At 67.7% G+C, this 18,041-nt stretch carries 17 protein-coding genes and 1 pseudogene; 8 read left to right on the plus strand and 10 right to left on the minus strand.

Annotated elements, in window-relative coordinates; genetic code table 11:
* Positions 1 to 236, plus strand: a pseudogene (locus tag JWQ81_RS11490) (transposase family protein); the annotation flags it as partial.
* Positions 237 to 644: 408 nt separating this feature from the next.
* Positions 645 to 1,466 (plus strand): alpha/beta hydrolase, encoded by an 822-nt coding sequence (locus JWQ81_RS11495; protein WP_297540468.1) that lies wholly within the window; start codon positions 645 to 647, stop codon positions 1,464 to 1,466.
* 761 nt (positions 1,467 to 2,227) lie between these two features.
* Here the strand turns inward: JWQ81_RS11495 and JWQ81_RS11500 are convergent.
* Entirely contained in the window at positions 2,228 to 3,811 is a 1,584-nt protein-coding gene (locus JWQ81_RS11500) for a GMC family oxidoreductase (RefSeq protein WP_297540470.1), read from the minus strand.
* A 35-nt stretch (positions 3,812 to 3,846) separates the two neighbouring features.
* On the minus strand, positions 3,847 to 5,439 hold the full coding sequence (locus JWQ81_RS11505; protein WP_297540472.1) for a GMC family oxidoreductase N-terminal domain-containing protein: 1,593 nt from the start codon (positions 5,437 to 5,439) through the stop codon (positions 3,847 to 3,849).
* Between the two features lie 188 nt (positions 5,440 to 5,627).
* On the opposite strand from JWQ81_RS11505, the gene JWQ81_RS11510 reads away from it, so the two are divergent.
* The 3 genes from JWQ81_RS11510 to JWQ81_RS11520 all read left to right on the plus strand — a co-directional run bounded on the left by JWQ81_RS11510 (position 5,628) and on the right by JWQ81_RS11520 (position 8,900).
* Entirely contained in the window at positions 5,628 to 6,515 is an 888-nt protein-coding gene (locus JWQ81_RS11510) for an LLM class flavin-dependent oxidoreductase (protein WP_297540474.1), read from the plus strand.
* 39 nt (positions 6,516 to 6,554) lie between these two features.
* Complete coding sequence (ligA, locus tag JWQ81_RS11515; RefSeq protein ID WP_297540476.1) at positions 6,555 to 8,546, plus strand: NAD-dependent DNA ligase LigA; 1,992 nt, start codon at positions 6,555 to 6,557, stop codon at positions 8,544 to 8,546.
* A 135-nt stretch (positions 8,547 to 8,681) separates the two neighbouring features.
* Positions 8,682 to 8,900 carry an FCD domain-containing protein gene (locus JWQ81_RS11520; RefSeq protein ID WP_297540495.1) on the plus strand — a complete coding sequence of 73 codons (219 nt, stop codon included), beginning with the start codon at positions 8,682 to 8,684 and terminating at the stop codon, positions 8,898 to 8,900.
* Between the two features lie 58 nt (positions 8,901 to 8,958).
* Here the strand turns inward: JWQ81_RS11520 and JWQ81_RS44875 are convergent, their stop codons facing one another.
* The 3 genes from JWQ81_RS44875 to JWQ81_RS11535 are packed head-to-tail and all read right to left on the minus strand — an operon-like array spanning position 8,959 to position 12,314.
* A complete protein-coding gene (locus JWQ81_RS44875) occupies positions 8,959 to 10,725 on the minus strand; it encodes an SDR family NAD(P)-dependent oxidoreductase (protein ID WP_366942282.1) in 1,767 nt (588 codons plus the stop codon).
* Positions 10,613 to 10,876, minus strand: a complete 264-nt coding sequence (locus JWQ81_RS44880) for an SDR family NAD(P)-dependent oxidoreductase (protein WP_366942283.1) — start codon at positions 10,874 to 10,876, stop codon at positions 10,613 to 10,615. The genes JWQ81_RS44875 and JWQ81_RS44880 overlap by 113 nt, the downstream gene beginning before the upstream one ends.
* Position 10,877: 1 nt before the next feature.
* Positions 10,878 to 12,314 (minus strand): aldehyde dehydrogenase, encoded by a 1,437-nt coding sequence (locus JWQ81_RS11535; protein WP_297540478.1) that lies wholly within the window; start codon positions 12,312 to 12,314, stop codon positions 10,878 to 10,880.
* Positions 12,315 to 12,429: 115 nt separating this feature from the next.
* Here JWQ81_RS11535 and JWQ81_RS11540 point away from each other — a divergent pair, with 115 nt between their 5' ends.
* On the plus strand, positions 12,430 to 13,104 hold the full coding sequence (locus tag JWQ81_RS11540; RefSeq protein WP_297540480.1) for a TetR family transcriptional regulator: 675 nt from the start codon (positions 12,430 to 12,432) through the stop codon (positions 13,102 to 13,104).
* A 137-nt stretch (positions 13,105 to 13,241) separates the two neighbouring features.
* A complete protein-coding gene (locus tag JWQ81_RS11545; protein ID WP_297540481.1) occupies positions 13,242 to 13,526 on the plus strand; it encodes a hypothetical protein in 285 nt (94 codons plus the stop codon).
* A gap of 26 nt (positions 13,527 to 13,552) precedes the next feature.
* On the opposite strand, the gene JWQ81_RS11550 is transcribed toward JWQ81_RS11545, so the two are convergent.
* The 3 genes from JWQ81_RS11550 to JWQ81_RS11560 form a co-directional block, all read right to left on the minus strand.
* The gene (locus JWQ81_RS11550; RefSeq protein ID WP_297540483.1) at positions 13,553 to 13,957 is read right to left on the minus strand and encodes an RDD family protein; all 405 of its coding nucleotides are present in this window, start codon (positions 13,955 to 13,957) and stop codon (positions 13,553 to 13,555) included.
* Between the two features lie 103 nt (positions 13,958 to 14,060).
* On the minus strand, positions 14,061 to 15,053 hold the full coding sequence (locus JWQ81_RS11555) for a HEAT repeat domain-containing protein (protein ID WP_297540485.1): 993 nt from the start codon (positions 15,051 to 15,053) through the stop codon (positions 14,061 to 14,063).
* 42 nt (positions 15,054 to 15,095) lie between these two features.
* On the minus strand, positions 15,096 to 15,929 hold the full coding sequence (locus JWQ81_RS11560; RefSeq protein WP_297540487.1) for an alpha/beta hydrolase: 834 nt from the start codon (positions 15,927 to 15,929) through the stop codon (positions 15,096 to 15,098).
* Between the two features lie 63 nt (positions 15,930 to 15,992).
* Between JWQ81_RS11560 and JWQ81_RS11565 the strand changes: the two genes are divergently transcribed.
* Positions 15,993 to 17,219 (plus strand): glycosyltransferase 87 family protein, encoded by a 1,227-nt coding sequence (locus JWQ81_RS11565; RefSeq protein ID WP_297540489.1) that lies wholly within the window; start codon positions 15,993 to 15,995, stop codon positions 17,217 to 17,219.
* A gap of 18 nt (positions 17,220 to 17,237) precedes the next feature.
* On the opposite strand, the gene JWQ81_RS11570 is transcribed toward JWQ81_RS11565, so the two are convergent.
* Positions 17,238 to 17,603: an LUD domain-containing protein gene (locus tag JWQ81_RS11570; RefSeq protein WP_297540491.1), complete on the minus strand. Its 366-nt coding sequence runs from the start codon at positions 17,601 to 17,603 to the stop codon at positions 17,238 to 17,240.
* Positions 17,551 to 17,877: a hypothetical protein gene (locus JWQ81_RS11575; RefSeq protein WP_297540493.1), complete on the minus strand. Its 327-nt coding sequence runs from the start codon at positions 17,875 to 17,877 to the stop codon at positions 17,551 to 17,553. The genes JWQ81_RS11570 and JWQ81_RS11575 overlap by 53 nt, the downstream gene beginning before the upstream one ends.
* Positions 17,878 to 18,041 lie beyond the last annotated feature (164 nt).

Genomic DNA, 18,041 nt, shown 5'->3' on the forward strand with positions numbered 1-18,041 from the left:
GGGCGTTGCTGGCGGCGAAGGCCGCCGGGCATTCGCACGTGATCGTGGACGGCACGTTGATCTACACCGACCGGATCGACACCCTTGGCCCCACCGTCGGGGTGGATCTGTGGTGGTCGGGGAAGCATAAGCATCACGGCGGCAACATTCAGGTCGTGTCCGCCCCGGATGGGTGGCCATTGTGGACCTCGAATGTGCGACCTGGCCGTGAGCACGACACCACCGCGGCCCGCGCTGACCCCGACTTGTTAACTGACAACCAGGCGACCTTCTGCGGTCGGGTGTGGACTGTCTGCTAGCCCTGGACACCGCAAAGTTCGGTTGAACAGGACATGCGGTACGCCAGTTAGGCGCGGAAGACACGCAGGCGAGTTGTTCGGACCTACCTGGCGGATTCGACGGTGGACGTATCGCTGGGGTAAGCCTCGTTGTCCGCAGCGCTGTCGCTGGAACTCGCGGCTGTTACCACAACATCGCCGCCCAAGATGTGGTGACGGTGCCCGCAGCTGGTGATACCACCGCAGCGCAGAATGTATGCTCCACGCGAAGGCGGGTTTCGGCTTCGCCGAGGGCCGTGGTGTCCTCTGAACCTCGGAAGCATTGGTTCCGTGTATGAGTCAAAGGGCAGACCGAGGGAGGACACCGTGCCGCATGAAATCCTGGGTAGTGGCGTTGCTGTGCATGTCTGGGCGGATGGGCCGTCTGAACGTCCACCGCTGCTGCTCGTGCATGGTTTTCTGGGCTCGGCACACTGGTTCGACCGACTGACACCGCTGCTCGCGGGTACCTTCCGGGTGATCCGGCCCGATCTGCTGGGTCATGGCCGCTCCGGCACGGCCCCAGACGGCTACGCACCCCAAGACCAGGCGCGTGCGCTGGCCGAGGTGCTCGACCGGCTCGGCATCACCTCCGTCGCGGTCCTCGGGCACTCACTGGGGGCGGACGTGGCGATCGCGCTCGCCGAACTGGGGGCGCCCGTCTCGGCACTGATGGTGGTGAACGAGGGGCCGGACTACACCCTGGCAACCACTCCCGCGGTGAACTCGCTACTGCGGCTCCCCAGGATCGGCAGGTTCCTGTACGCGCGCCTGCCCGCGTCCGCGATTCGATCGGCCGTCGCGAGATTCTTCGCACCGGGCTTCGCCATGACCGAGGCATTCAGCGATCCGGACCGGCCGGTGCTTGACGCGCGGGCGGTGGGCTACGAGTGCTTCCGCGCCACGCAGGACGGGAAGGAGCAGTACGTCGCCGACGTCCCGCTCGACATCCGGCTCGGAAGGTTGTCCGTGCCGGCGTTCGTCTTGTTCGGACAGCAGGACCAGACGTACCGCAGTGCGGAGTCTTGCGCGCGGTACCGCGCGGTGTCGGGCGTGCGGGTGGAGACGATCGCCGAGGCCGGTCACTCGCCGGCGATCGAGGCGCCGGAACGGGTTGCGTCCGCGGTGCGTCGGTTCCTCGCCGAATGACCCCGGCTGGTCCCGGCCGCGCTGCCAGCGTCGCGGTGAACGCGCCCGTCGGCCGGTTCGCCATCTGGCGGCGGGTCACCGCCGACCCGAAGGTGTGCTTGCCGGTGTCAGCCGCTCGATCAGGGCGTAGAACGCGGTCTTGCCCGGCAGCGGCACCACCCCGGAGCGGTGCAACTCCTCGACCCGCTTCACCACGCGCCGGGTCGAAGTCGACCAGGAGCAGCCGGTCGCGCTCCAGCCATTCGTACCAGGGGTCCCCGATACGAATGGCAGCGGACGCAGCAAGCCCCAGCAGCCTCGGTGGTCACCGGTGGTACCACCGCGTGACGGATACGGCCCTCAGATCCGTACCGCGCGCCCCTCGCCGCCCCCGTCCTTGCTTCAGTAGACGGTAGTTTGGCTGCCTGGCGAGCTCTGTCTGCGTTCCAAGTCGGACCGCAACTCGCCGTCGACTTGCGGTCTCTTAGAAACCAAGAGACCCCACAAAGGCGCAAAAGTGGGAAGCCGGTGAGCCAACTCGACGGCGAGTTGCGATGGTCGGTGAGAACGTCGTCCACCGAGCGCGGACACGCGGTCATCACCGGCGGACGCGCGTTCACAGATCGCGGATACGCCCGGGATCCGACCCGTCCACCGGCGTGTCCGCGATCCCTGCGCACGAGTTTGCGATCTGGGCACGGGAGTTGGCCGTGCCGCGGAGGATGTCCGTTTCGCAACTCGACGGCGAGTTGCGGCGGTTACGACGAATCGTCACGGACACGTCAGGTGGGCAGGCCTGCGGCGACGGACGGGGCTATGCGTAGGGCGTTCGCGGCGATCGTCAGGGCTGGATTGAGCGCGGCCGAGGACGGGAAGAACGAGGCGTCGGCGAGCCAGAGGTTCTCGATGTCGTGGCTTCGGCACGACGCGTCGAGCACACTGTCGGCGGGATCGTGACCGGCGACGGCGGTGCCGCACATGTGGGAGTTGGTCGCGATCCCCATCTGCTGCTTGAAGATCAGCGGATAGCCGGCCTTGCGGACCATTTTGGTCACCCGCCGGACGAGTTCGTGATGTGCGCTGACGTTGGTCGGCGTCCAGTCGATCAGGATTCGTTCGCCGTCGACGCGCACGCGGTTGTCTCTCGACGGAAGGTCCTCGCTCGTCAGATAGATGTCGAGGCTGCGGCCGGACATGAACTTCAGTGCCTGCATCGGCGCCCAGGAGCGGGCGGGTTTGAGCATCGGCGCTTGAAGTTTGCCGAGCATCTGAAGATTGCCCAGCGGATAGGGCGTTCCGTCGCCGGCCTCGTAGAAGTCGTTGATCCCGAGGGTCTTCTGCCACTTCGTGGTGTTGGTCCGTAGGGGGTTGACGCCGACGAAGAACGTGCTGTTGTGGACCATGTAGTTGCGGCCCAACAGCCCGGAGGAGTTGCCGAGCCCGTACGGCTGTGCCCGAGTGGCCGAGCGCAGCAGGAGCGCGGCCGAGTTCACCGCGCCGGCGGCCAGTGCTACCCGAGTCGCGTTGATCCGGATGGTGCGGCCTTGATGCCTGGCTTCCGCGGCGATGACCCGTCGTCCGTCCGGCGAGGTCAGCAGCCGGGTGACCTCGGTCTGGACCATGATCTTCACGCCGTCGCGCAGGGCGGGCAGGACGACCTTGTTCTCGGCCTCGGACTTCATGCCGGTGTTGTCGGGGCAGCCGTCGGCCGTGGTCACGGCTACCCGGTCCGCCTGGGTGAGGACGTTGAGGGCGTTCGGGGTGTGGAAAGGATGCAGGCCCTGGCTGCGGAGCGAGTCGGCGAACCGCTCCACAGTGGGCTCGTGGGCCAAGGGCGGGAAGGGATAGGGCGACGAGTGCGGCGGCTCGGTAGGGTCCTCGCCGATCTGGCCGTGGACGTCGAAGAGCCGTTCGACCTGACTGTAGAACGGTTCGAGGTCGTCGTAGCTGAACGGCCAAGCGCGGGTGCGTCCCTCCTGGTGCTTGACTTCGACGAAGTCGCTGCGCCGGAAACGGGGGAGCGAGGCGCCGTAGAACTTCGTGTTCCCGCCGACCCAGTAGTAGGCACCGGGCTCGAACGGTTCACCGGTGCGGCCGTCGTACCACAAGCCGGCGTTCTTGTACCGTCCCTTGAGGTACATCTCCTCCGGCTGCGAGTTCTCCGGCTCACGGGGCAGGAAACCGCCGCGCTCGACGACCAGTACGCGGGCGCCGGATTCTCGTAGCGCCCATGCCAGCGTTCCGCCGCCCATGCCCGATCCGATGATCAGGACGTCGGTGTCGATTTCGTCGGTGTCGTCCAGGGAGACGACGGTGCCGGCGTCGAGTCCGGCCGGAAGGTGGGGGTCGGCGTGGAGATCAGGCATGGACGGAGCCTTTTGTCGGTGGTTGGCTGATCGGTTCAGGACGCGGAGGTGCCGCGGATGAAGGCGGCTGCCCGCTCGCCGATCATGATGGCGGGCGCGTTCGTGTTGCCGGTGACGAGCGTCGGCATGATCGACGTATCCGCCACGCGGACGTTGTCGAGACCGTGTACGCGCAGCTCGTGGTCGACGACCTTGCCCATCATGCAGGTGCCCGACGGGTGGTAGAACGAGAACGACTGGGTGCGGATGTAGTCGTCGAGGTCCTGGTCGCGGTCGGACACCGGAGCCAGCCCGGCGGCTGCGGCCGTCCGCAAATCGCCGTCGAGCTGTGAGGTAAGCAGGGACTCGCGCGCGATTCGCATGCAGATCCGGACTCCTTCCCGCAGCCGCATGCGGTCGTCCGGGTGGGCCAGGTAGTTGTGGACGATCCGGGGTTTGGCGTACGGGTTCGAGTGTCGCAACCGTACCGTTCCGCGGCTCGCGGGGCGCGCGACGTAAGGGCCGAAGGACATCCCTGGTTCCAATGGAGCCGCGAGGCCCTGATCGCGGACGATGCCGAGCGCCGCGTGGACCTGGATGTCGGGTGCCGGGACGTCCTCGGAGGACCGAAGGAAGCCGCCGACCTCTGTCCAGGCCATGGGGCTCGCGCCGGTAGCGCGCAACTGTTCTTCCTCCATGCTGGTATCGGGACCGAGAACCGGCGGGGTGTTGCTGGTGAAGCTGAGGAAGCAGCCAGCGTGGTCCTGCATGTTGCGGCCGACGTCCGGAAGATCGTGCAGGGGCTGGATTCCGCCGGCAGTGAGCTCGTCGGCCGGGCCGACGCCCGACTGCAGCAGCAGGTGCGGTGAGTTGTAGGCACCAAGGGAGAGCACGATTTCGCGCGTCACCGGGATCGTCCGGACTTCGCCGAGGTGATCGACCTCCAGCCCAGTCGCGCGGCTGCCGTCGAAGCGCAGCCGGAGCGCGAGTGTGGAGGGCAGGACGGTGAGGTTCGGCCGGTCGGCTGCCGGGGCGAGAAACGCCTCCGCGCTACTGCACCGCAACCCGTTGCGTTGGGTGACCTGGTAGTAGCCGACGCCTTCTTGCTCTGCTCCGTTGAAGTCGGGGTTCGGGGCGTGCCCGGCGTTGGTCGCGGCTTCCACCCAGCTCCGCAGCAAAGGGTGCACCGAGACCGGATCGCTGACCGTGAGTGGCCCGCCGACGCCGTGGAACTCGTCGCCGCCGCGTTGGTTGTCCTCCGACTTCTTGAAGAACGGCAGGACATCGTCGTAGCTCCAGTCCTTGTTTCCCAGCTCGGCCCAGGTGTCGTAGTCGTAGCGGTGACCGCGCACGTACAACATGGTGTTCATCGAACTGGTGCCGCCGATCGCGCGGCCCCGGGGGAGATATGCCCGGCGGCCACCGAGCTGTTCCTCCGGCTCTGTTTCGAAATCCCAGTCGTAGACAGTCTTCAACTGCTGGGAGAACAGTGCCGGGATTTCGAACAGGCGACCGCGGGCCGGTGGGCCGGCTTCGACGAGCGCCACCGTGACGTCCGGATCCTCCGACAATCGCCCGGCGAGGGCGCAGCCCGCAGAGCCCGCGCCCACCACTACGTAGTCATAGCTCTGCTGTTCGCCCGCCGACATACGGCCTCCTCAGAGAATTGTCCGTTGTTAGGACGCGACGGTAGACAGTGGAATCAGGTAGGGGACAGGCACGACACGTGCAATCCGGACGGCGGCGCCTGCACGGTTTGTGCATGTCGCGACCACAGCCCGAGCGTCGACAATCCGTGGGAACCGAACAAGGAAAGGGACGTGGCGTGGACTTAGGCGTGAAAGTAGACGGGCTGCCCGCCGAACAGGTGAGTGATTTCGCTCGCTCGACCGAGCAGGCCGGTTTGGACGAGTTCTGGGTTGTGGAGGACCTCGGTCTGGCAGGGGGCATCGCGCAAGCCGCGACGGCGCTGGCGACCACGACGAGCATTCGTGTCGGTCTGGGGATAAGCCCCGCCGCGGTCCGCAATGCGGCGTACTTCGCGATGGAGGTCGCGACGCTGGCGCGGATCCACCCGGGCAGGTTCCTCCCGGGGCTCGGCCATGGGATGCCCGAGTGGCTCGAACAGGTCGGAGCCCACCCGGTCAGCCTGATGGCGGCACTCGAGGAGGTGACGACGTCGGTAGGCCGGCTGCTGCTCGGCGAGGAGGTGTCGTTCAACGGCCGGCACGTGCACCTGGACCGGGTCGTGCTGAAGCACCCGCCGCATGAGGTTCCCGGGCTGCACCTGGGGGTCCGGGGGCCCAAGGGAATGGAGTTGGCCAAACGGGCCGCCGCCGGTGTCATCCTTGCCGAAGGGTCCACGCCCGAGTACGTCCGCGGGGTCCGGGAGGCGGTGGGGCCAGGGCAACGGCTGACCGTCTTCGTCTGGACCAGTGTCGGGCCCGACACGGACAAGGCGCGAGACGTTCTGCGTCCTGTCGTGCGCAAAGCCCTGAGCGACGACTTCATGCGGTTCCAGCTGGGTGACGAGCCGGGGGAATTCGAGCAGGTTCTCGACCGGGTGACCGTCTCCGGTGGGCCGGAGGCATTTGCCGCGCAGGTGGAGGCCTTCCGGGACGCGGGGGCCGACGCCCTGATCTTCGCCCCCCAGCCGGGGAACGACGCGGAGCAGATCGCCGCCATCGACGACATCCTGGCGACTGCCCGGAAGACTTCCGTGTGAGGGCTGTTCTGTCGGTAGGCCCGGGTAGCGTCCTGCGTTGTGAACGTTCAGGAGCGCATTCAGGGACTCGCTGACCAGGTCGTCGTGCTGCGCGACGCCTACTACCGGGGTTCGCCGACGGTGGCGGACGCCGAGTACGACGCGATCGAGGACGAGTTGCGAGGGCTGGTCGAGGCGAACCCGGAGCTGGCACCTGACCCGAACCCGCTGGAGCAGGTGGGCGCGCCCGCGGTGCTGCACGCGCCGATCCGCCACTCGCGTCCGATGCTGTCGTTGGAGAAGGCGACCCGGCCCGAGCAGGTCGTGGCGTTCTTCGACCGCTTTCCGGGCCAGCCGGTGGTCATCATGCCGAAGTTGGACGGTTTGTCGCTGGCGTTGGTCTATGAGAACGGACGGTTGGCGCGAGCGATCACCCGCGGGGATGGGACCACCGGCGACGACGTGACCATGCTGGTGCGGGCGCTGACCGACGGGGTCCCGGAGCGGGTGGACGCGCCGGGCCGGGTCGAGGTGCGCGGCGAGGCGGTCATGTTGCGGTCCACGTTCGCCGCGTACAACTCCACGCATCCGGACAAGCCGCTGATCAACCCGCGCAACGCCGCCGCGGGCACCCTGCGCGCCAAAGACCCGGCCACTGTCGCCGAGCGACGCTTGCAGTTCTTCGCTTTCGACCTGGACACCGACCCCGACAGCGCGGAGACCGACCTGGACCGCGCGCTGCGGACACTCGGGTTCACCGTCGCCGACATGCGGCGCTGCGCTGACGCGGAGGCAGCGCAGACGGCGATTTCAGCGATCGAGTCCCAGCGCAATGACCTGGACTACGACCTGGACGGCGCCGTGCTGCGGCTGGCCGACCGTGACGCCTACGCCGCCGCCGGAACCCGGTCGAGCTCGCCGCGTGGGGCGCTGGCGTTCAAGTTCGCCGCCGAGGAGAAGACCACGGTGCTCGCCGATGTGGTCTGGGACGTCGGTAAGACGGGCAAGATCGCCCCGGTCGCGTGGCTGGAGCCGGTGTTCGTGGGCGGGACGACGGTCACCCGCGCGACGCTGGCCAACCAGGAGGTGATCCGCGCCCGCGGCATCAGGATCGGCGACACGGTGCTGGTGCGCCGCGCCGGCGACGTCATCCCGTTCGTCGCCGGGGTGCTCGACGCGTCGAAGCGCACGGGAGCGGAGCGGGAGATCGTGCCGCCCACGGTGTGTCCGTCGTGCGAGCAGCCGTTGACAGAACAGGGCAACAGCCGGGAACTCTTCTGCACCAACGTTGCCTGCCCCGCCCAGACCGTGCGGCGGTTGATCCATTGGGCGTCGCGGGCGGCAGCGGATATCGATGCCATCGGCGGGGTGTGGATCGAACGGCTCGCCGAGGCGGGGATCCTGGAGCACCCGTCGGACTTCTACCGGCTGACCAAGGAGACGTTGCTGGAGTTCGACCGCATCGGCGAGGTTTCGGCGGCCCGCATGGTCGAGTCGATCGACGCGAGCCGCCAGGTCGGCCTGCGCCGGGCGCTGATCGGGCTCGCGATCCCGATGGCCTCGGAGGGCACCGCCGCCCGGCTGTGCCGGGCGGGTTTCGGCTCACTGGAGCAGGTCGCCGAGGCCGGTGTCGATGCGCTCGTCGACGTGGAGGACATCGGGCCGAAGGTCGCGGCCTCGCTGGTCGAGCACCTCACCCGGCTGCGGCCTGAACTGGAAAGGCTGCGGCAGCGCGGCGTATCCCTGGACGTACGCGAGGAGGACCTCCCGGCTGTCGTCGCGGCCGGCGCGCCGCTGGCCGGGAAGACGGTGGTGATCACCGGAGCGATCAGCGACCCGCGCTCCGGTGAGAAAGTCGCCCGGCCGACCTTCCAGCGGTTGTGCGAGAAGGCCGGCGCCACAGTCGCGTCGTCGGTCTCGGCGAGCACCGACCTGCTCATCACCGGCGCCGACGTCGGGGCGAGCAAGCTCACGAAGGCCGAGAAGCACGGCGTCGAGGTCGTCGACCAGAGCGGGATCTGGCAACAACTGATCGCGGCCGGCGTCATCTGAGAGCGGTGTAAGGCGTTGTCAGCAGCCGAGTGTGGGACTCGGCGATACGAACGTGGGACTCGCGGGCGGTGATGACTTCGATCGCGCTCTCGCCGCTGCCAAGTCCTTTCACCTGCGCCTGGTCGACATCGTCGGCTGTACTCGATCCTCGAGACCCTCGTGGAAGAGGTGCAGCGGCTGCACTACCTCCTGCCCGGCATCGCCGATCACGTGACGTCAGCCGAAGAACTCCGTGCGCATCAGCAGATCGCGGAAGCCATCGGCGCGGGGAAGGCCGACGCCGCGGCACAGTTCATGCTGGATCATCTGAACGAGGCCGCGCGGACGTTGATCAACGGCTTTTCCGGAACCTGACGCCACTTCCTTACAGGCCAACGGACCTGATGCCGTCAGGGGTTTTCCCTGCCGGTGACTACTTCCGCAGCCGTTCGAGCATTTCGGCGGCGACCTCTTTACCGGAATCGCGGGAGAAGTCGACCTGATCGGTGATCACGCCCGCCCAGTACACGGTGTTGTTGACCGGTTCGTAGATCACGTCCTCGCCAGGGACCTCTTCCGCTGAGAAGGCGGCGCGGGCGAACGGGTCCTTGGCCCATTCGTGCTCGGCGACCTTGACGGGTTCGAGGCTACGGTCGCCCGCGATGCCACGGATCACCTCGAGGACCTCGGCATGGCGGCGTTCGCGGGGGAGAGCCAACAGACGAGTGGCCTCCTCCTGGTCCGCCCCCATGACGAAAATCTGCCCTGAGAAGCCGGGCACTCCCTGGGAACCGTTCAACAGGGACCACGTCAGACCGGCCTCTTCGACGACGTCGGCGTCGTCCGGGATCACCGGGTGGTCGAACTCCATGAGTACCTTCGTGATGGGCTCCTGCGGCACGGCCTTGAAGGCTTCCACTTTCGTCGATGGCAACGCGGGGGAGAACTTGATGGCATCGGCGGCGAGTACGGCCACGGGCACGGCCACCACCGCGGCGCGAGCGCGGTAGCTGACCGGGCAACCCTGTTGCTCCGCCTGGACGACGACGCCGGCGGACGAGTGCTCCACGCGTTGCGCCACCGTGTTGAGCCGGATGTCGAGCTGATCGGCGAGCGGAGCCAGGATCTGGTTGTAGCCGCCGATGATGTGGAAGTTCTGGTACTCGGGTGGGACATCACCTTCGACGGTCTTCTTCCACGGGCCACCCGGTTTCGTACGGGAGGCCGTGATCTCGGCGCGCAGGGTTTTCAGGCCCAGCTTGCGGACGAGGTCCCAGGTCGAGGCCGTCGCCCCGTGGATGTACTCGCACCCGAGTTCGACGGGGACGGACATCGTGGTCCGATCTGTCCACATGCGACCGCCGATCCGGTCCCGGGCCTCCACGACGACCACTCGCCGGCCGGCATCGGCCAGGTCCCGCGCGGTGCTCAAGCCGGCGGCGCCCGCGCCGATGACGACGACGTCGAAGTCGTGGTCCTGGTTGGCTTTCTGCCTTCCTCCGGCCGCGTACGCAGCCGGAGAACCGGCAACCATGAGGCCCGCAGCGGTAGCTGCGAGGAAGCCGCGACGTCCGATTCGGAGGCGTCCCTGTCCCATCTCGTTCTTTCCCTGCCTTCGTGGTTGGTTTGCGCAGCGGTCGCGCTCACCACCCACCCTGGCCGACTCGACGCTGAGCCCGCCATCCGCCACGCGGCGGTGAAAACCCCGCCGATCGGGGGAATGGCATCGGCGAACCGGCGTCAGCCGGGCGAAATCACCACGGGATCGGGCCGTCCTCACTCGAGAACGTGCCCGTCGGACCGTTCGCGTCGAGGAGCGCGAGGCGCACAGGCTCACGCGCGGCCTCTTGGACGGTGCGCGTGCCCCCGAAGTTGTTGAGGTCTGTAGCGGTGAAGCCCGGGCCGTGGCGTTGACCTTGATGCGGGTCGACTCGAGTTCGACGGCGAAGGCGATGGTGATCGCGTTGAGCGCAGCCTTCGAGGAGGAGTAGATGCCGAAGACCCCGGGGAACAGGTTCGCCGGGTCAGTGGTCATCGTCATCGAGCCGCCGGCGCTCGAAACGTTGACGATGCGTCCCGCCGGCGCTTCACGAAGGAGTGGCAACATTGCTTGCGTGACGGCGATGACGCCGAACAGGTTGGTCTCGAACACCGCGCGTACTTCGTCGAGAGACGCGACGCTCAGGCGGGTCGCGCGCATCCGCTCCGACGTTCTTCGCGGCCGTCTCCCCATTCTCGAGATTGCGCGACCCGACGAGCACGGTGAAGCCGTGCGCCGCGAGATCCTTCGCGATTTGAAGACCGATTCCTTTGTTGGCCCCGGTGACCAGGGCGACGGGGGTGTTTTGCAGGTCAGATTCCGATTGTCTTGTACTCGAGGTACTGGCTCAGGCCGACCGCGCCGAACTCGCGGCCGATGCCGCTGTTCTTGTAACCGCCGAACGACCCGTCGTACGTGGCCGGTGCCCCGTTCACGGTCATCCAGCCGGTGCGGACGAGCCGGGCGACTTCGAGGGCGTGTTCGGGGTCGGCGCCCCACACTCCGCCACCGAGCCCGTATTCGGAGTCATTGGCGATGCGTACGGCTTCGGCCTCGTCGTCGAACGGGATGACGACCAGCACCGGCCCGAAGACCTCCTCCCGGGCGATGCGCATGGAGTTGTCGACGTCCGCGAAAAGCGTTGGGCGCACGTAGTTCCCGGCTTCGAGCCCGTCGATCGGCGCCAAGCCGCCGGTCACCAGGCGCGCGCCCTCATCGAGACCGATCCGGATGTAGTCGCGGACCCGCTCGAGCTGGTCCGGGCGCACCATCGGTCCGAGGAAGGTTTCGGGTGCCGCGGGGTCGCCGACGACGATCTCTTCCATCATCGTCTTGAGCGCGGCGACGAATTCTTCGTACCGGGTCCGCGGGACCAGGATGCGGGTGTGTGCGACGCAGCTTTCGGCGTTGTTCCCCAGCGACAAGGTTTTGAGGCCTGCGACGGTCGACTCGAGGTCGGCGTCTTCGAGGACGATCGACGCGGATTTGCCGCCGAGTTCCAGGCTGACGCGCTTGAGCTGCTCGCCGGCGATCGACGCGATGCGCCGCCCGGCGGCGGTGGACCCGGTGAAGGCGATCTTGTCGACATCCGGGTGCGCGACCAGGTACTCGCTAGTTTCCCGCCCTGCGGGGAGCACGCTGACGACTCCCTCGGGGAGGTTGGCCTCGTCGAAGACCTGTGCCAGTGCCAGCGCGTCCAGGGCGGTCTCCGGCGAGGCCTTGAGGATGACCGTGCAGCCGGCCAGCAGGGCCGGGACCAGCTTGACCAGTGCCGACTGGTGAGGGGCGTTCCACGGGATGATCGCCGCCACCACTCCGACGGGCTCGCGGCGCAGCAGCGTGCGGGCGGTGCCCGTGCTGCCGACTTGGGCTTCCCAGTCGAGCGCGGCAGCGGCCCGCAGGTAGGCGTCGTTCTGCTCGGGGACGCCGGTGTGGTGGGTCCAGCCGGTGAACCAGCTCGGTGATCCGTTCTCGGCGGTGACCAGTGCGGCCAGTTCGTCAGCGCGAGCGGCGTGCAGCTTGGTCAGGCGGGCGATCACAGTCTGGCGTTCTTCCGGGCTCATCCGCGGCCACGGTCCCTCGTCGAACGCGGTCCGTGCGGCGGCGACGGCGCGGTCGACGTCGGCGGGTGCCGCGTGCGGAGCGGTGCCGACCACGGTCTGGTCGTGGGGCGAGCGAACGGTCAGGGTCTCCCCGGTGGCGGGGGTCGTCCAGCGGCCGCCGATGTACAGCTTGTCGAAGTTGAGCATGGTCCGGTCTGCCCTTCTCGGTCATAGCAGTCCATTGGACTGCTATGTGCCACCATAGCGGTCCAATGGACCTTAAGCAAGGGTCCAGTGGACCGCTACACTGGGGAGGTAACCCGTGGAGGTAGCAGTGAGCGTCATCGAAGAGCCGGGATTCCAGCGAGCGCGCAGTCACGAGCAACGAGAGCTCCGCAGGCGCGCGATTCTCGACGCGGCGGAGGTGCTGCTCGCCGAGGTGCCGCTGGAGGATCTCGGCCTGCGTGAGCTGAGTCGTCGGCTGGGCACGTCCAAGACCAACGTCGTGCGCTACTTCGAATCCCGCGAGGGTGTTCTGCTGGCGCTACTCAACCGCACCCGGCAGCTGTGGCTGGATGACCTCGAGAAGGAGCTGCCGGCCGCTCCGGCCGACCTCGATGGCGTGATCCGGGTATGGGCGGACACCTTGGCCGCGAGGCCGCTGCTGTGTCAGTTGTGGAGCCTGCTCGCGATGGTGCTCGAGCGGAACGTGTCCGCGGAATCCGTCCGGGCGTACAAGCTGGAAGACCTCGAGCAGCGCACCCGGCTGGCGGGGCTGCTCAGCGAGCGGGTGCGCGGTCTCGATGCGCGTTCGGCGCTCCATCTGACCAGGATCGGGGTCGTCATCCTGGCGGGGCTGTGGCCGTTCGCCAACCCGACGCCGGCCATCGTCGAAGCCACCGCGGACCCCCGGCTCGTCGATGCGCGTGTCGACTTTCCCCAGGTATACGCGGACATGCTGGGCCTGGCCGCCCAGGGACTCCTCGGCCGCCCCTGAGGCGAACGAGGTGTTTCCCGCTGTGAACGCAGAGAAACCTGAGGGTCAAAGACCCGGTCACGGTCACCGCAACCGGCCGCAGCGATCCACTACCAGCGATCGGCATTTTCTGTTGATCCGCAAGCACCTGCGCACCGGTGAACTGGCCTGTCACTACTGCTACGTGTGCGATCACCGCTGCCCAGGCCAAAATTCGTGCCCCAGCACCGATCCTGCCTGCCACGCAGAACGACCCGCCACTCGCCGATCCCGGTCTGATCGGGTTCACCGTCGCCGAGATCAAACGACTTTTCATCCTGGTGACCCGCCGGCTGCTGCCCGAAACCCATCACCTGCATTGGACTTGGTGGCGACGACGTCACCAAGCCCGCGCCCGCTGGTTCCACCACCGCACCCGTTTAGGCCGTGACCTGCAAATATAACCCAACCAGCAAGTGCGGCTGCCGTACTAGAACCCCGGGAGCACCGTCAGGACCGTAGCCAGCGACCTGATGAACCACGCCGCGGCGAGCCATCCCAGGGTCGGCTTCCGGCCTGTCCCGGTATCGATCCAGCGAAGCCCGAAGAGCGCCCCGCCGATGGTGGCTCCCCACCACCGGCGCAGCAGGACCCGGTGCACGAACGACACCACGACATACCCCACCACCAGCCCTGGGCCGAATCCCAGCGAGCCGGCTGCCGCGGTCCCGACGATCACCCCGGCCAGCAGGTGCACCAGTACGTCGAGGACTACCGCGGGCGTTTGCCGCAGCGCCGACGCTCCCTGGTAGGGCGGCGGACCCGTGCGCATGGCGCGACGGCGGACGACCTCGAACGGGGCGGACTCCCCGTCCTGAGTCGTGTCTGATGTCATTCCTCCACCACGCGCGAACCCCGCGTTCGGTTGCCGACCCCTCCGCAGCCGGCCCGCCTGGTCGAGGAGATGGTGATAGGCGCGCCGTGGCGACGACCGGCGTCTACCTCCGAGAGCTCGTTGATACGTCGTCGGCGGCGAGTCGAGCAGCGAGGTTCGGGTCGCCTTCCGCTCGCTTTAGCAGGCCTTCCACCGACCACCACAACGTGCTTCCGACCGCAAGGGTCAAGCCCACCTCGAAGCGTGCACCGAAGATCGAGATGTCCTTGTCCGGCAACAGTTTCCGCAATGCGTCACCCGTCCGGACGGCGAAGTCGTCGCGCTCGGCCGGGTCGCATTCGACGAGAGCTTCGGCCACGCCGCGGTCGGTCGGGTCGAACTTCCGCAGCAAGGGCAGCAACGACGCGTCGGCAAGGTAAGAGGCCGCGTCGAAGGTGAGGACGTGCGCGGATTCTTCTTCGAGAAGACTTGCGAGCAACGGAAGCACCTTGCGCTCACGTCGCCGGGCGAGGCCGCGGATGCCTTCTTCCCGCGCGTCAGCAAAAGTGTCGGCCGTGCGTTCCCACAGCGCGGCCCGGACGTCCTCGCCGTCGGCCTTCGTCTGCTGGCCCACCGCGAACGTCGCCCAGTCGCGCACGTGCTGGTCAGGATCGCGGCTCAAACCGAGCAACGCCTCGATGGCCGCGTCGTCGACGACGTCGCCCATCACCGACGGGAGCACGACGGCGACTGAGCACCGGACGTCGGCGTCGCTGTGGGCCGCAAAGCCAATGAGCACGGGAACCGCACGGAAGTCCTTGGTGGAGCCCAGGGCGCGCACGATCGCGCCCTGCACGTTCTCGTCGGTTTCGTTGGCAGCCAAGGAGATCAGCAGCGTCGCCGTGTTCTCGTCGACGTCGTTCAGCTCGCTGGACACCTTGAGCAGGTCGCAGGCGACCTCACGCAGCACCGGATCGGGCGACGTGACGTGCTCGCGCGCCACCCGCGCGGCTTCCCGGTCCGACTCGGCGATGCGCGGCAGCAGGTTCCAGACCGTCTCGTGGTCTTCTGCGCGCGCGGACGCCACGGCTTGGGCGAATAACGTGTCGGAGTCCATGATCGGATCGTGTCACGGTGCGCGCTGGACGGCACCTGGGTTTCAGTGCGTGCGGAGGTGTTCCAGCAGAAGGGCGCTGACGGCTTCCGGGGCTTCCTCGGGGATCCAGTGCGAGACGTCCTCGAGCATCTGGAACGTGTACGGGCCGGTGACCCAGTCCTCCGTCGAGAGGGCGGCAGTGGAGCCGAAGGCGACGTCCTCGGTGCTCCAGACGTACAGCGTGGGCACGGCGATCTTGCCGATCTTGCCGCCGGGCCGGCCTGCTCGGTACCAGTTCAGCGCCGCGGTCAGCGCGCCCGGCTCGGACAGGCGCCGGACGTACTCGTCGATGTGGCTCGGCTGGACCTTCCACTCGAACATCCGGCGCAGGGCCTCGGCGTCGTTCTCGAGCATGCGGCGTTCGGTGACCCTGGTCTGCCGCCACTCACGCATGTAGCCGGACCGCTGATGCTGGTCTTCGTCGGTGCGCATCGCTTCGGCCAGCGCGCCGGGATGCGGCGTCGACACGACGCTCAGCGTCCGCAGCCGCTCGGGGTGCGCGTCGGCGGTCCACCACGCGACAGCGCCGCCCCAGTCGTGGCCGACCAGGTCGAACTTGCCCCAGCCGAGCGCGTTCGCCATCGCGATCGTGTCGCCGACCAGTTCGTCGATGCCGTAGAGCGCGGGCTGCTCGGGCCGGACGCCGGGGGAGTAGCCGCGCTGGTCGGGCGCGACGGCCCGGCAGTCGTACATCCCGAGCGTCTCCACCTGGTGTTCCCACGACATCGCGGCTTCGGGAAAGCCGTGCAGGAGCAGGACGGGCCTGCCGTTCTCCGGCCCGGACGCGATCGCGTCGAAGGACCCGGCGGCGGTGGCGATGCTCAGCTGTTCGATCACCCTGCGACTCTAATTGAGCCGTGCTGCTACCGTCCCCGGTGATCAAGAACCAGGAGGGGGCCGGTGCGTCACGGGGGAGTCCGGGCCCTGCCATGGGTGGTGGTGGGCCTGGTAACGGTCGCGTTCGGTGTGCGCGGATTGCTCGCGTACCTGCATCACCTTCCCGAAGGCGGCGACACGGCGGTCTACCAGGCGGGCGCGTCGGCACTGATGCACGGCCATCCGCTCTACGACGCGGACACCCTGCCGTCCGAACCCGCCTTCGCGCAGTTGCCGTTCACCTATGCCCCTTTCGCCACGCTGCTGTTCGTTCCGCTCGCGTTCTTCCCAGTGCAGATCGCGTGGGGTTTGCTGGGCATGGCGTCGGATCTTGCCTTGGCCGGAGTCGCTTATCTCGTCCTTCGCCGGGTGGCGCGGCGGCCGTCCTGGCTTTCGCCCGCCTGGGGCGCGGCCGTGGTGTTCGGCGTGACGCAGGTCCTGACGCCGGTCAGCACAACGCTCGGGTATGGCCAGGTCAACGCCCTGCTGATGACGCTGATCGCAGTCGACCTGCTCGTCGTGTGCGGCCGGGCAGGTCGGCTGGGCGGGTTCGGCGGAGTGCTGATCGGCGTCGCCGCGGCCACCAAGCTGACTCCGCTGATCTTCGTCGTCCACCTGCTGTTGACCGGGCGCAGGGCCGACGCCGCCCGCGCGGCCGGCACGTTCGTCGGCCTGCAGCTGCTGATGCTGGCCATCGCGCCGCACGACACCATCCGGTTCTGGACCCACACGGTGTACGACTCCTCCCGCATCGGCCCCACCAACTGGTCGTTCAACCAGTCACTCGGCAGCGTGGTGCGGCGGCTCAGCGATTCGGCCGCGTGGTCGCAAACCCTGGCTTACGGCATCGGCGCGCTGGTAGCCGTAGGTGCGGCGGTGCTGGTACGCCGGTTCCACCGCCGGGAACGTCCGGTGCACGCGATGCTGGTGACGGCGTTCCTCGCGTTGCTGGTCAGCCCGGTCTCGTGGGTGCACCACTGGGTGTGGATCGTCCCCCTGCTCGCGCTGCTGCTGCCGGAAGCCCTGTCGGGCAACAGGTTCGCGCAGGTGCTGGCACCGGTCACGTTGCTTGTCTTCGCTCAGCGGCCCCTGCATTCGATCACGCCAGGGTCGAACGGCGAGGTGTCGCTGACCGCGGCGGCGTTCGTCCTGAGCAACCTTTACGTCCTGTTCCCGATTGTCGTCGGGCTGCTGCTCGCCCACCTCACCTGGAGACGCACCCAGGATTTCCTGCTGGAGAAGCATCTTTAGCGACCGCAGCTTGGTGGTTCAGAATCCGATGGCTTCGCGAAGCAGCAGGACGGTGCCTCGTCCAGGTTGGTGTTCCGCGTTGAGGATGAGAACGCGGTTGACGGCGCTGGGCCACCCGTAGGCTTCCTGGGTGCGGACGCTTTCCAATGGGAGGCAGTGGTCTTCGACGCGCCGCAGAGCGGTATCCAGGTCGGGTACCACCTTCTGCGCCCCGACGATCCAGATCGCGCGGGCGGCGCCGCCCGCGTAACCGGGCAACTGGCTTCCGCTGCCCGAGGCGACCACGAGGGAGCCGGTTTCGGTGAGCGCGGCGACGCTGCCCACGATGACGTCAGGGCTGGCGAGCAGTCGCCGGATGTCGTCGGCGCCGGTGACCCGATCCATGGCCAGGACGCGCGGTTTGGATGGCCTGGTATCGACCGCCGACGTTGATGTCCTCATCGATACCGGACAGGCGGAGGGTCTCGCTGGCCCCGGTGAATACGCTGGCGCCCGCCGGTATCAGATCTTTGATGCGGGTTCGCGCCGCAGCGGCGTCGTCGAGGATTTCCACGGTGAAACCGTGTGCGGCCAGCGCAGTGGCCGCACACTCCAGGCGCTGCGCGGGCGCCGGGTCGGCGAACGGCGTAGTCGGCGTAGCCGGCATGGGGATAGTCATGATTCTCTGTGCTTCCTGTTCGCTCCGAGGATGTGTTCTGAGGTTCCCCCCGGAGAGTGGACACCGTTTTAGCAGGGCACAGCCCTGCTGGAAGGATGTCTGTTATGTCTGCCCGCAAGCGTCGGTCATACACCGCCGAGTACAAGGTCGAGGCCGCGCATCGC

This window comes from Amycolatopsis sp. (assembly GCF_025464955.1).
Classification (GTDB): Bacteria; Actinomycetota; Actinomycetes; order Mycobacteriales; family Pseudonocardiaceae; genus Amycolatopsis.

Bases quoted from the DNA above. Each gene is read 5' to 3' on its own strand.
- JWQ81_RS11500 (WP_297540470.1), bottom strand. From the start codon at position 3,811: ATGCCTGATCTCCACGCCGACCCCCACCTTCCGGCCGGACTCGACGCC.
- JWQ81_RS11505 (WP_297540472.1), bottom strand. From the start codon at position 5,439: ATGTCGGCGGGCGAACAGCAGAGCTATGACTACGTAGTGGTGGGCGCG.
- JWQ81_RS44875 (WP_366942282.1), bottom strand. From the start codon at position 10,725: ATGCGCGCGACCCGCCTGAGCGTCGCGTCTCTCGACGAAGTACGCGCG.
- JWQ81_RS11535 (WP_297540478.1), bottom strand. From the start codon at position 12,314: ATGCTCAACTTCGACAAGCTGTACATCGGCGGCCGCTGGACGACCCCC.
- JWQ81_RS11550 (WP_297540483.1), bottom strand. From the start codon at position 13,957: ATGACATCAGACACGACTCAGGACGGGGAGTCCGCCCCGTTCGAGGTC.
- JWQ81_RS11555 (WP_297540485.1), bottom strand. From the start codon at position 15,053: ATGGACTCCGACACGTTATTCGCCCAAGCCGTGGCGTCCGCGCGCGCA.
- JWQ81_RS11570 (WP_297540491.1), bottom strand. From the start codon at position 17,603: ATGGATCGGGTCACCGGCGCCGACGACATCCGGCGACTGCTCGCCAGC.
- JWQ81_RS11575 (WP_297540493.1), bottom strand. From the start codon at position 17,877: ATGACTATCCCCATGCCGGCTACGCCGACTACGCCGTTCGCCGACCCG.